The following is a 12253-nucleotide window of genomic DNA, read 5'->3' as shown; positions in this document are numbered from 1 at the left end:
CTGCTGCCAAATTGATTTGGCAGCGCTGAGGTGACTTTAGAGGTCGCCGTACTGGGTGGTACTCAACGGTGTGGCACGCTCATCGATTTCCGTGGCGGCAAAGCCGTGGTCGTCGAGCTGGGTCTCGGCAAAGCCGGTTGCGTTGCTGGGTGCCAAGGGTCCGGACTGGACCAATTCGCCAGGCCGGGTATGGGGACGTGGTGCCGCCGCCAGGGCCTTCTTGAATGCCTCCACCTCATCCTGCTGGATAGGCTCATAAGGAGAACGCGGAGCCGCAGTTGCGGTGACCGGTGGCCGCGATGCCTGCGGCACCATCTGTTCACTCACACGCCAGTACACAGCAGTCACAAGGATGTCGTGGCGTGCCTTGGCGGTCTGTGCAATCAGGGTTTCGATTTCTCCCATGCGCCCGACCTCACCGGTCTGCAGACGTTGTACGTCCATCATGACCAGGTATTGACGGCCTCGGGAGTCGAGCGACAGGACCTTGAACTTGTAGCTGGATGACAGAACACCCATCTTGTTCATCGATTCACGCACCACGGTGTAGAGCAGCTCGCGCATGGCGTGTCGCTCCTGCTTGCGGCTGCCCGTGGGTGCTGCGGTGGGCGCGGGGCGGGCGGACGGCCCACTGGGCAGGGTGGCATCCAACTGCGTCAGGCCGGACGACGTGCGCGGGGCGGTAACCGGGGATTCCGCCTTGCTTTTTCCAAACCAATTGAACAACGACATGGATCTGGGCTAAGGGTTACAACTGGAAGCCCGCAGTATGCGCTATTTCCCGATGCAAAACCGCGAAAAAATCACGCCCAAAAGGTCATCAGATGTAAATTCGCCGGTGATTTCTCCCAGTGCCACCTGTGCCAAGCGAAGTTCCTCGGCCATCAGGTCCAGGTGCATGGCGGCGGCCTGGAGGTGGGCCGCTGCGGCTTCGGCATGTTGACGCGCCTGTCGCAAGGCCTGCAGGTGCCGCTCCCGGGCCATGAAGCTGCCTGTCTGCGCACCCTGCCAGCCGGCGGCCTGAAGCAGCGCTTGGCGCAGGGATTGCAAGCCTTCGAGGGTTTTGGCAGACAGGCGGATGCCCTCCTTGGTCACCGAAGCACCTCCCGTGTCGACTTTGTTCCACACCTGGAGCACCGGCACAGATTGGGGGCATCTTTCAGCTATAGCCCGCGCAATATCTGCGTCACCAGCTACATATTCAGGAGCATCGCTGCGCGACAGATCACGCAGGAACACGACGGCATCGGCCGTGGCGATGGCGTCCCAGGCCCGGGCAATGCCGATCTGCTCTACGGTGTCGCTGCTGTCGCGCAATCCCGCGGTGTCGATTACGTGGATCGGGACCCCTTCGATCTGGATCGTCTGTTCGACCTTGTCGCGCGTGGTGCCGGCGATGGGCGTGACGATGGCCAACTCCGCACCGGCCAGGGCGTTGAGCAAGGACGACTTTCCGACGTTGGGCTGCCCGGCGATGACCACGCGGATGCCCTCGCGCAACAAGGCCCCCTGCCGGGCATCGCCCAAGACTGCGTCTAGCAGCGCCAGAATGGTCTGTAGCTGGCCTTGGGCATCGGCCTTCTGCAGGAAGTCGATTTCCTCTTCCGGGAAGTCCAGCGTGGCCTCGACCAGCATGCGCAAGTCGATGAGCGCGTCGCGCACGCTGTGTACGCGCTGGGAAAAGACGCCCGTCATCGACTGGCTGGCACTGCGCGCGGCGGCTTCGGTGCTGGCGTCGATCAGGTCGGCGATGGCTTCGGCCTGCGCCAGGTCGAGCTTGTCATTGAGGAAAGCGCGCTCGGAAAACTCTCCGGGTTGCGCCAGCCGCAGTCCCGGCAGCAGCGGCAGTCCCTGTTGACCGGAGGCCGTTGCTGCCAACGCCATGCAACGGGCCAGCACCAACTGCAGCACCACCGGGCCGCCATGGCCTTGCAGTTCCAGCACGTCCTCTCCGGTGAAGGAGTGGGGTCCGGCAAAGTACAGCGCGAGACCCTTGTCGATGACCGAGCCATCGGCATCGGTAAAGGGGAGGTAAGTGGCCTGCCGCGGTGCCAGGGTGCGCCCGAACAAGGCCTGGGCAAAGCCCCGGAGGTCTTTACCGCTGATGCGCACGATTCCCACCGAACCCCTGCCGGGAGCGGTGGCGATGGCGATGATGGGATCGTGCTGCCGGGCTAGCATGGGGGCGCTACCCCCGCGTCACTTGAACTTGGGCAGGTTGAACTGCGGCGGCACACCCATGCGGGTGTTGATGATCCATTGCTGGGCAATCGACAGCACGTTGTTCGTGATCCAGTACAGCACCAGGCCAGACGGGAAGAAGAAGAACATCACGCTGAAGGCCAAGGGCATGAACCACATCATCTTGGCCTGCATCGGGTCCGGCGGAGCCGGGTTCAGGGCAGTCTGCAGCAGCGTGGTGAGGGTCATCACCAAGGGCAGGATGAAGTAGGGATCGGGCGCCGAGAGGTCATGGATCCACCCCAGCCAGGGTGCATTGCGCATTTCCACGCTGGACAGCAGCACCCAGTACAGCGCGATGAACACCGGAATCTGGATCATGATCGGGAAGCAGCCCCCCAGCGGGTTGACCTTTTCCTCGCGGTAGATGCGCATCATCTCCTGCTGCATCTGCTGCGGGTTGTCCTTCAATCGCTCGCGCAGTTCCATGATGCGCGGGTTGACCGCCTTCATCTTGGCCATGCTGGCGTAGGCCTTGGCATTGAGCCAGTAGAAGGCAATTTTCAGCAGCAGCACCAGGGCCACGATGGACCAACCCCAGTTCTGGATAAAGGCATGCAGCTTGTCGAGCAGCCAGTACAGCGGCTTGGCGAGGATGTGGAACAGACCGTAGTCCTTTACCAGTTCCAGGCCCGGGGACAGTGCCTCAAGCATCTTTTCCTCTTGCGGACCGACAAACAACTGGGCCTCCACCGACTGGCTTTGCCCAGGAGCAATCGCTGCCAGCGGTGCAATGGCCGAGACGCGGTAGCAACAATCGGCCACGCTGGATCCGATGTTCAGGCCTTCGACCGACAGGTTGCGCTGCATACCGGCAGGCAGCACCCAGGCACTGGCGAAGTAGTGCTGGACCATCGCGATGTAGCCGTTGTCGGCCGATTTCTCGATGTCCGCCTTGCCCTTCTTGATGTCGGCGAACTCGACCTTCTGGTACTTCTTGGCGTCGGTGTAGACGGCCGGTCCCGTGAAGGTCGAATAGAACGAGGACTCGCCAGCAGGCTTGTTGCCGTCGCGCATGAGTTGCACATACAGCTGCGGGCTGACCGGGGCCGACGACACGTTGACCAGCTCATGCTTGACCGCCATGTCATAGGCGCCACGGCGCAGGGTGTAGGTCTTCACCAGCTTGACCCCGCCCACCGGGGCCGAGGTGAACTGCACCTGCAGGCTGTCAGCACCTTCCTTCAGGCTGCGCTCGCCACTGAACACCATAGGCGTGGTGTGGGTGGGGAAGCCTTCCGGAGCAGCGCTGCCAATCAGGCCCGTCTGCGCCTTGTAGACACGGTCCTTGCTGTCGTTGAGCAGAACGAAATTCTGGCCCTTGTCGTTGGCGTCTGCGTACTTCAGGAACTCGGCGCGGACCAGCGAACCCCCTTCGGTGTCGAAACTCAGCTTGAGCACGTCGGTGCTGACTTCGATCAGCTGGCGCGGCGCCGCAGCGGGTGCAGCGGCGGTCGCAGCGGTAGCTGCACCGGTTGGCGCGGTCGTGGCGACCGGCGCGGCCGGCGGCACGGCCTTGGCATCGGCGGGGGCGGACGCCGCACTCACCTTGGTCGGCTGCTGCGGGAAGAAAGTGGCGGGGCGCCCGTTGTAGACCTGCCAGTTGTCCCACAGCATGACCATGGAAAAACCGAAAACCAGCCACAGAATGGTGCGACGAATATCGTTCATGAAGGTTTCTTTGTCGATTGGGAGAGCAAACGGGAAAAAAGGGCTGGTGGTGCTGCGGGAACCGGATCCGCCCCACCGTCACACCAGGGATGGCAGCGAGCCAATCGCGCCAAAGTGAGGTAGGTTCCAGCTGCTGCGCCATGGCGTTCCAGAGCCCCCAGAGCATAAACGGAACAGGTCGGCTCGAATCGGCAGGCCGATCCCAACCAGGGGCTAAGCAACAAACGGTAGGCCCGCACCAGGCCCATGAGCAGCGCACGCATCATGCGATCACCTCGGCAGGCGCCGGTGCAACGCGCTGCGGTGCGGCGAGCAACTGCAGAAGCTCCTGACGCACTGCGTCCTTCAGGGCATCGGAAGCAGCGCTCGGGTACTCGGTGCGGGGAAAGGCACTGCGCAGGCGCACCACATGTGCGCCCTGCGCCAAGGCATGGGCGCGCTCGGCGCTGATGGCGTAGATCTGGCGCTTGATGAGATTGCGCGTGGCGGCACGGCGGGCCCAGCGCTTGGGAACCATTGCCCCAAGCCAGATGTCCACAGACGAAAAAAGGGCTTGCGCCCTCTTTGCTTCATCAACCCTTGGCGGGTTCGCGGCCGGCGGCAATGCGCAACCGTGCAACGCGAAATGCGCCGTCTTCGACAGAATCCTGCCTCCCAGCGCCGCTTGGTACTGGGGCCGTGTCTTCAATCTCTGCATGGCGCGAACCCGTGGCGGAGGCAGTCGGCAAAACGCGCCTGCTCCTTGCGTGGTGTGGCTAAACGCCCCGACTTAGACGGCCAGACGCTTGCGGCCCTTGGCGCGGCGAGCGTTGATCACGGCACGGCCACCGCGGGTCTTCATGCGCACCAGGAAACCATGGGTACGGGCGCGGCGGGTCTTGGAAGGTTGGTAAGTGCGTTTCATTTGGTATTTTCCTAAACTAATCAGGGCCCGCGTTGGCGGGCTGTGCGTCGCTCAGGACGCACCGGGTTTTCAATCATTCGCCCCGAACGAAAGTCAGGGAAACCCGCAATTATCGCAAAAAATCCCAAGCCCGGCAAGACCTTGGCGCTTTCACCCAATGCAGGGCTTGAAGTCGTCTGGGGATTACCCTGAGCACCCCGGAAATGTGGATAAGCTCTTGATAATTTACAATGGCGGACGCAGCCACTGAAAAACTATCCACAGAATGCTGCCGGTTAGCCCGAGGAAAGCGCCACGTGTCACCCACCCCCCAAATCCAGCCTGAGGCTGGGCAACTGCTTTGGCAGGACTGCGTCGACTTGCTCGCGCAGGAACTGCCAGAACAGCAATTCAACACCTGGATCAAACCGCTCAACGCACAGGTTGCGGACGATTGCTCCAAGGTCACCGTCTTTGTCGCCAACCGCTTCAAGCTGGACTGGCTCCGCGCCCAATACAGCAAGCGCCTGGGCGCGTTGCTGGAACAGGTGTCCGGACGCCCGGTCGAGCTGGAGTTAGCGATTACTCCGCGTGAAGCGCCGGTGCGCACGACCTTGGCTCCGAAGCCAGCACCGCGTGCACATGCGGAAGACAGCGAACCCGCTGAGGGCGACAAAGCCAACGGGGCCCCGCGCAACCGCATCAATACCGCGCTGACTTTTGACACCCTGGTGGAGGGGACGGCCAACCGCATGGCGCGCGCTGCGGCCATGCATGTGGCGCACACGCCGGGCCACCTGTACAACCCGCTGTTCATCTACGGCGGCGTCGGCCTGGGCAAGACCCACCTGATGCACGCCATTGGCAACCGCCTGCTGCAGGACAAGCCCGGGGCCAAGGTTCTCTACATCCATGCAGAGCAGTTTGTCACCGATGTGGTTAAGGCCTACCAGCGCAAGACTTTCGACGAATTCAAGGAGCGCTACCACTCGCTCGATCTGCTGCTGATCGACGATGTGCAGTTCTTCGCCAACAAGGAACGCACGCAGGAAGAGTTCTTCAATGCTTTCGAGGCCCTGCTGGCCAAGAAGAGCCACATCGTGATGACCAGCGACACCTACCCCAAGGGTCTGACCGATATCCACGAGCGTCTGATATCGCGCTTCGACTCGGGCCTGACCGTGGCCATCGAACCTCCCGAACTCGAAATGCGGGTGGCGATCCTGATCAACAAGGCGCAGCAGGAAGGCTCGGAGATGCCCGAGGAGGTCGCTTTCTTCGTGGCCAAGAACGTTCGCTCCAACGTGCGTGAGCTGGAGGGCGCCTTGCGCAAGGTGCTGGCCTACGCCCGTTTCAACCAGAAGGAAGTCTCGATCCAGTTGGCACGGGATGCGCTGCGCGACCTGCTGTCGATCCAGAACCGCCAGATCTCGGTGGAGAACATCCAGAAGACGGTGGCCGACTACTACAAGATCAAGGTCGCCGACATGTACAGCAAGAAGCGCCCGGCCAGCATTGCGCGGCCACGCCAGATTGCCATGTACCTGGCCAAGGAGCTCACCCAGAAGAGCCTGCCCGAAATCGGCGAGATGTTCGGCGGACGCGACCACACCACGGTGCTGCACGCGGTGCGCAAGATCGCCGCGGAACGCCAGCAGATGACCGACCTGAACCAGCAACTGCACGTGCTGGAGCAGACGCTCAAGGGTTAACCCGACCATGCCAAACATGCCCACAAATACCGCAATGTCCGTCTCAGAATTGTCGTCAAAACAAGGGAAAATGGCGGAATTGACCCGAGTACACACCGCGGTGGACGTATCCACCGTCGCCGTATAAACAGCCTTGAGGTAGACATGATTGTTTTGAAAGCCCCCCAGGACAAGGTCCTGTCGGTACTGCAGTCGGTGGCCGGCATCGTCGAACGCCGCCATACCCTGCCCATCCTGGCCAATATCCTGCTGCGCAAGACGGCAGGTGCCCTGCAGTTCACATCCAGCGACCTGGAAATCCAGATCCGAACCACGGCCGAACTCGGTGGCGACACCGGCAACTTCACCACCACGGTGGGCGCCAAGAAGCTCATCGACATCCTGCGCACCATGCCCGCGGACCAGACGGTATCGCTGGAGTCGAGCCAGAACAAGCTGGTGGTGAAGGGGGGCAAGAGCAAGTTCACGCTGCAGACCCTGCCGGCCGAAGACTTTCCGCTGGTGCAGGAGTCGCCCAACTTCGGCCCCTCCTTCAGCATCCCCCAGAAGACCCTCAAGGGCCTGATGGACCAGGTGGCCTTTGCCATGGCCGTCCATGACATCCGTTACTACCTCAACGGCATCCTGTTCGTGGCCGAAGGCGACACCCTGAGCCTGGTGGCCACCGACGGCCACCGCCTGGCTTTTGCCTCGGCCAAGCTCGACGTCGAAGTGCCCAAGCAGGAAGTGATCCTGCCGCGCAAGACCGTGATCGAACTGCAGCGCCTGCTCTCGAACGACGAAGGCGCCATTGAGATGCAGTTTGCCAACAACCAGGCCAAGTTCAGCTTTGACGGCATGGAGTTCGTGACCAAGCTGGTCGAAGGCAAGTTCCCCGACTACAACCGCGTGATCCCACGCAGCCACAAGAACAAGGTGACCCTGGGCCGCGAGCCGTTGCTGCGCACACTGCAGCGCACCGCCATCCTGACCAGCGAAAAGTTCAAGGGCGTGCGCCTGAACCTGGACCCGGGCTCGCTGCGCGTGGCCTCCAACAACGCCGAGCAGGAAGAAGCCGTGGACGAACTCGACATCGACTATGGTGGCGACAGCATCGAGATCGGCTTCAACGTCACCTACCTGATCGACGTGCTGAGCAACATGGGACAAGACATGGTGAGCATCGAACTGTCTGACGGCAACAGCTCTGCGCTCATCACCATCCCCGACAACACCTCCTTCAAGTACGTCGTCATGCCGATGCGGATTTGATGTTGCTTCAATTTACATAGCGCCATACGCACACCCCGCCTAGGCTAGGCGGGGTTTTTGCTTTAAAGCTTTTGCCAAATACCATGACCGAACCGACACTGCCCCCCGAAAACAACCAGCCCGGCGCGAACCAGGACTACGGGTCCGACGCCATTCAGATCCTCGAAGGCCTGGAAGCGGTGCGCAAGCGCCCAGGCATGTACATCGGCGACACCTCCGACGGCACCGGCCTGCACCACCTGGTGTTCGAGGTGGTCGACAACTCCATCGACGAAGCGCTGGCAGGCCACTGCGATGACATCGTGGTCACCATCCACTCCGACAACTCGATCTCCGTCACCGACAACGGCCGCGGCATTCCCACCGGCGTGAAGATGGACGACAAGAACGAACCCAAGCGCTCGGCGGCGGAAATCGCCCTGACCGAACTGCACGCCGGCGGCAAGTTCAACCAGAATTCGTACAAGGTCTCGGGCGGTCTGCACGGCGTGGGTGTGAGCTGCGTGAACGCGCTCTCCAAGTGGCTGCGCCTGACCGTGCGCCGCGATGGCAAGGTGCACCAGATCGAGTTCGCCAAGGGCTTCGTGCAGAACCGTCTGCTGGAAACCGTGGACGGATTTGAAGTCAGCCCCATGAAGGTGCTGGGTGCCACCGAGAAGCGCGGTACCGAGGTGCACTTCCTGCCCGACACCGAAATCTTCCAGCAGAACAACGAGTTCCACTACGACATCCTGGCCAAGCGCCTGCGCGAACTCTCGTTCCTGAACAACGGCGTGCGTATCCGCCTGAAGGACGAGCGCGACGGCCGCGAGGACGACTTCGCCGGCAGCGGCGGTGTCATGGGCTTCGTGCAGTTCATCAACGCCAACAAGAAGGTGCTGCACCCCAACGCCTTCCACGCCACAGGCAGCCGCCCAGCCGACACCTACGGTGGCATCCCCGGCACCGAGATCGGCGTCGAAGTGGCCATGCAATGGAACGATGGCTACAACGAGTCTGTCCTCTGTTTCACCAACAACATCCCGCAACGCGACGGTGGTACCCACCTGACCGGTCTGCGTGCGGCCATGACGCGTGTCATCGGCAAGTACATCGAGCAGAACGAACTGGCCAAGAAGGCCAAGGTCGAGGTCAGCGGCGATGACATGCGCGAAGGCCTGTGCTGCGTGCTGTCGGTCAAGGTTCCCGAGCCCAAGTTCTCCAGCCAGACCAAGGACAAGCTGGTATCGAGCGAAGTGCGCGCCCCGGTAGAAGACATCGTTGCCAAGGCGCTGACCGACTTCCTCGAAGAGCGCCCCAACGACGCCAAGATCCTGTGCGGCAAGATCGTCGAAGCGGCCCGTGCCCGCGAAGCCGCCCGCAAGGCCCGCGAGATGACCCGCCGCAAGGGCGTGCTCGACGGCATGGGCCTGCCCGGCAAGCTGGCCGACTGCCAGGAAAAGGACCCGGCGCTGTGCGAAATCTACATCGTCGAGGGTGACTCCGCCGGCGGCTCCGCCAAGCAGGGCCGCGACCGCAAGTTCCAGGCCATCCTGCCGCTGCGAGGCAAGATCCTGAACGTCGAGAAGGCCCGTTACGACAAGCTGCTCTCCAGCAACGAAATCGTCACGCTCATCACCGCACTGGGCACCGGCATCGGCAAGGCTACTGAGGAAAGCGGCAAGAGCGGCACCGACGACTTCAACATCGACAAGCTGCGCTACCACCGCATCATCATCATGACCGACGCGGACGTGGACGGCGCCCACATCCGTACCCTGCTGCTGACCTTCTTCTACCGCCAGATGCCCGAACTGGTGGAGCGCGGCCATGTGTACATCGCCCAACCCCCGCTGTACAAGGTGAAGAACGGCAAGGAAGAGCTGTACCTGAAGGACGCCGCTGCACTGGACGCCTACCTCACCCGCATTGCGCTGGTGAATGCCAGCGTGCACACCGGCGACGCCCAAGGAACCATCCTCACCGGCGACACCCTGGCCGAGTTGGCACGCAAGCACCAACTGGCCCAAAGCGTGATCGCGCGCCTGCAGAACTTCATGGATGCCGAAGCCCTGCGTGCCATCGCCGACGGCGTGGTACTCAACCTGGACACCGTGGAAGATGCCGAAAAGTCGGCGGCCGCACTGCAGGCCAAGCTGCCCGACGCCGAAGTGGCGGGCGAGTTCGACGCCCGCAGCGACAAGCCCATCCTGCGCATCAGCCGCCGCCACCACGGCAACGTCAAGAGCAGCGTGCTGACCCAGGACTTCGTCCACGGTGCGGACTATGCGGCCCTGGCCGAAGCCGCCAACACCTTCCGCGACCTGCTGTCCGAAGGTGCCCGCGTCACCCGCGGCGAAGGCGAGAAGATGAAGGAAGAGAAGGTCTCCGACTTCCGCCAGGCCATGGCCTGGCTCATCTCGGAAGCCGAGCGCACCACGGCCCGCCAGCGCTACAAAGGTCTGGGTGAAATGAACCCCGAGCAGCTGTGGGAAACCACGATGGATCCGACCGTGCGCCGCCTGCTGCGCGTGCAGATCGACGACGCCATCGAGGCCGACCGCGTGTTCACCATGCTGATGGGCGACGAGGTGGAGCCGCGCCGCGACTTCATTGAGACCAACGCCCTGCGCGCGGGCAACATCGACGTCTGACCCATGCGCCGGACTCCCGGCACCCCCCGCACCCATGCCTGGTTGCAGGTGGGTGGTTCGCTCACGGCGCAACTGCGCCGCTTTGGTTCCGTACGCATCGTGGTGCTGCACGAAGGCCTGCAAGCCTTGTGGCCGCAAGAACGGCGCGACCTGCATGTCGCTTGCGGCTATGTGCGTGAGGTACTGATCCTGGTGAATGAGCGCCCGGCCGTCTGGGCCCGCAGCGCCACCCTGCCCCATGCGGTGAAGGGGCCTTGGCGAGCCTTGGCCAACCTCGGCAGCCGCCCGCTGGCGGAACTGCTGTTCCATGACCGCAGCATTTCCCGCAGTGCCCTGCGCTGCGAGCCCGTGCCCTGCTGCAGCCTTGACGCCGGGCACATCCGTCGCGCCATGGTGCACCTGCCGCAGGGTTTGGCGCGCATCGCACCGCGCTGGGCCCGCAGCTCGGTGTTCTCGCGCCACGGCCTGCCGCTGCGGGTCTATGAGTCGTTTGCTCCTTGGGTGCTGGCCCTGCCCTGCGCCACGGGCCACGCTCACGCACCACGATGAAACGACACCACAGCGCCACCGTGCTGGCCTTGGCAGGCCTGGCCGCCTGCGCACCGGTGCCTCCCATCGACAGCACGACACCGCCCCCAACGCCTTTTGCCACCCAGGCGCCGACCGGCCCCACCGAGCCCCCGGCATCCGCCGCGGTCGAGGCCCGCTTCTCACAGTGGCTGCAGCAGTTCCGCGCCGACGCCTTGCGTGCGGGCATCGACGAAGCCACGCTGGACCGTGCCTTGCCATCGGTTCGCTACGTGCCCCGCGTGGTCGAGCTGGACCGCAGCCAACCCGAGTTCAGCCGCGCCATCTGGGACTATGTCGACAGCATCGTGTCTCCAGCCCGCATTGCCAAGGGGCGCGAGAAGCGCGCGCAGTGGCACAAGGAACTGGACGCGGCCGCAAGCCGCTTCGGCGTGCCGGCCACGGTGTTGCTGGCGGTATGGGGCATGGAAAGCAACTACGGCACCCACTATGGCAACCTGCCGGTGCTGGACGCGCTGGCCACGCTGGCCTTCGACGGCCGACGCGAAGCCTGGGCCCGGGGCGAGCTGCTGCTGGCGCTGCGCATCGTGCAGCGCGGCGACATGGCACCGGAGCAGATGCTGGGCTCCTGGGCCGGGGCCATGGGGCAGACACAGTTCATGCCTTCCATCTACCTGGCCCATGGCATTGATGGGGACGGTGACGGCCGCATCGACATCTGGGGCAGCATGCCCGACGTGTTCCAGTCCACCGCCCAGTTCATTGCCCGCTCGGGCTGGCGGGCACAGGAAGTGTGGGGCACCGAGGTGCAGTTGCCCCCCGACTTCGACCCTGCACGCGCCGACCCGGCGCTGCGCCAAAGCACCGCTGCGTGGGTACTGGAAGGCGTGCGCAGCTTGGACGGCAACGCACTGCCCGCGCTCAGCAACGCGTCGCTGCTGCTGCCCGCAGGGCTGCGCGGGCCCGCCTTTCTGGTGGGGGACAACTACCGGGCCATCCTGCGCTACAACAACGCCACCAGCTACGCCCTGAGCGTGTGCCTGCTGGCCCAGCGCCTCGCAGGTGGCGCGGCAGTGCAGGCCCCCTGGCCACGCGATCTGCGCCCCCTGACCCGCAGTGAGGTGCTGAGCCTGCAAACGGCCCTGAACCGGCGCGGCTTCGACAGCGGCGTGCCCGACGGCACCGTGGGGCCGGCCACGCGCAAGGCGCTGCAGGCCTTCCAGCGCAGCCGTGGCCTGCCTGCCGACGGCTACCCCACGGCGGAGTTGCTGGAACTTTTACAAACCGAACCCTGACCGCTACAGTGCTGCCACCACCTTTCCCACCGAAGCACC

11 protein-coding genes are annotated in these 12253 nt (G+C 63.6%); 5 read left to right on the top strand and 6 right to left on the bottom strand.

The window, feature by feature from the left end:
• Positions 1–36 precede the first annotated feature (36 nt).
• The 6 genes from RQP54_RS05900 to rpmH all read right to left on the bottom strand — a co-directional run bounded on the left by RQP54_RS05900 (position 37) and on the right by rpmH (position 4816).
• Positions 37–732, bottom strand: coding sequence for a hypothetical protein (locus RQP54_RS05900; RefSeq protein ID WP_315677240.1), 696 nt, complete (start codon positions 730–732; stop codon positions 37–39).
• A gap of 42 nt (positions 733–774) precedes the next feature.
• On the bottom strand, positions 775–2181 hold the full coding sequence (gene mnmE / locus RQP54_RS05895; RefSeq protein WP_315677239.1) for a tRNA uridine-5-carboxymethylaminomethyl(34) synthesis GTPase MnmE: 1407 nt from the start codon (positions 2179–2181) through the stop codon (positions 775–777).
• An 18-nt stretch (positions 2182–2199) separates the two neighbouring features.
• Positions 2200–3912 carry a membrane protein insertase YidC gene (yidC, locus tag RQP54_RS05890; RefSeq protein ID WP_315677238.1) on the bottom strand — a complete coding sequence of 571 codons (1713 nt, stop codon included), beginning with the start codon at positions 3910–3912 and terminating at the stop codon, positions 2200–2202.
• Positions 3909–4178 (bottom strand): membrane protein insertion efficiency factor YidD, encoded by a 270-nt coding sequence (yidD, locus tag RQP54_RS05885; protein ID WP_315677237.1) that lies wholly within the window; start codon positions 4176–4178, stop codon positions 3909–3911. The genes yidC and yidD overlap by 4 nt, the downstream gene beginning before the upstream one ends.
• Positions 4175–4609 (bottom strand): ribonuclease P protein component, encoded by a 435-nt coding sequence (locus RQP54_RS05880; RefSeq protein ID WP_315677236.1) that lies wholly within the window; start codon positions 4607–4609, stop codon positions 4175–4177. Before RQP54_RS05880 ends, yidD begins: the two co-directional genes overlap by 4 nt.
• Before the next feature lie 72 nt (positions 4610–4681).
• The gene (gene rpmH / locus RQP54_RS05875; protein ID WP_005798102.1) at positions 4682–4816 is read right to left on the bottom strand and encodes a 50S ribosomal protein L34; all 135 of its coding nucleotides are present in this window, start codon (positions 4814–4816) and stop codon (positions 4682–4684) included.
• Positions 4817–5112: 296 nt separating this feature from the next.
• On the opposite strand from rpmH, the gene dnaA reads away from it, so the two are divergent.
• The 5 genes from dnaA to RQP54_RS05850 all read left to right on the top strand — a co-directional run bounded on the left by dnaA (position 5113) and on the right by RQP54_RS05850 (position 12214).
• Positions 5113–6507 carry a chromosomal replication initiator protein DnaA gene (gene dnaA / locus RQP54_RS05870; protein WP_315677235.1) on the top strand — a complete coding sequence of 465 codons (1395 nt, stop codon included), beginning with the start codon at positions 5113–5115 and terminating at the stop codon, positions 6505–6507.
• 144 nt (positions 6508–6651) lie between these two features.
• On the top strand, positions 6652–7758 hold the full coding sequence (gene dnaN, locus RQP54_RS05865; RefSeq protein WP_315677234.1) for a DNA polymerase III subunit beta: 1107 nt from the start codon (positions 6652–6654) through the stop codon (positions 7756–7758).
• Between the two features lie 83 nt (positions 7759–7841).
• Positions 7842–10391 (top strand): DNA topoisomerase (ATP-hydrolyzing) subunit B, encoded by a 2550-nt coding sequence (gyrB, locus tag RQP54_RS05860; protein WP_315677233.1) that lies wholly within the window; start codon positions 7842–7844, stop codon positions 10389–10391.
• A gap of 3 nt (positions 10392–10394) precedes the next feature.
• The gene (locus RQP54_RS05855) at positions 10395–10940 is read left to right on the top strand and encodes a chorismate--pyruvate lyase family protein (protein ID WP_315677232.1); all 546 of its coding nucleotides are present in this window, start codon (positions 10395–10397) and stop codon (positions 10938–10940) included.
• On the top strand, positions 10937–12214 hold the full coding sequence (locus tag RQP54_RS05850; RefSeq protein ID WP_315677231.1) for a lytic murein transglycosylase: 1278 nt from the start codon (positions 10937–10939) through the stop codon (positions 12212–12214). Before RQP54_RS05855 ends, RQP54_RS05850 begins: the two co-directional genes overlap by 4 nt.
• The last annotated feature ends 39 nt before the right edge of the window (positions 12215–12253 follow it).

Source organism: Curvibacter sp. APW13 (assembly GCF_032337135.1).
In the GTDB taxonomy this organism is placed as follows: domain Bacteria; phylum Pseudomonadota; class Gammaproteobacteria; order Burkholderiales; family Burkholderiaceae_C; genus Allorhodoferax.
This window is presented reverse-complemented; position numbering and strand designations above follow the sequence as displayed.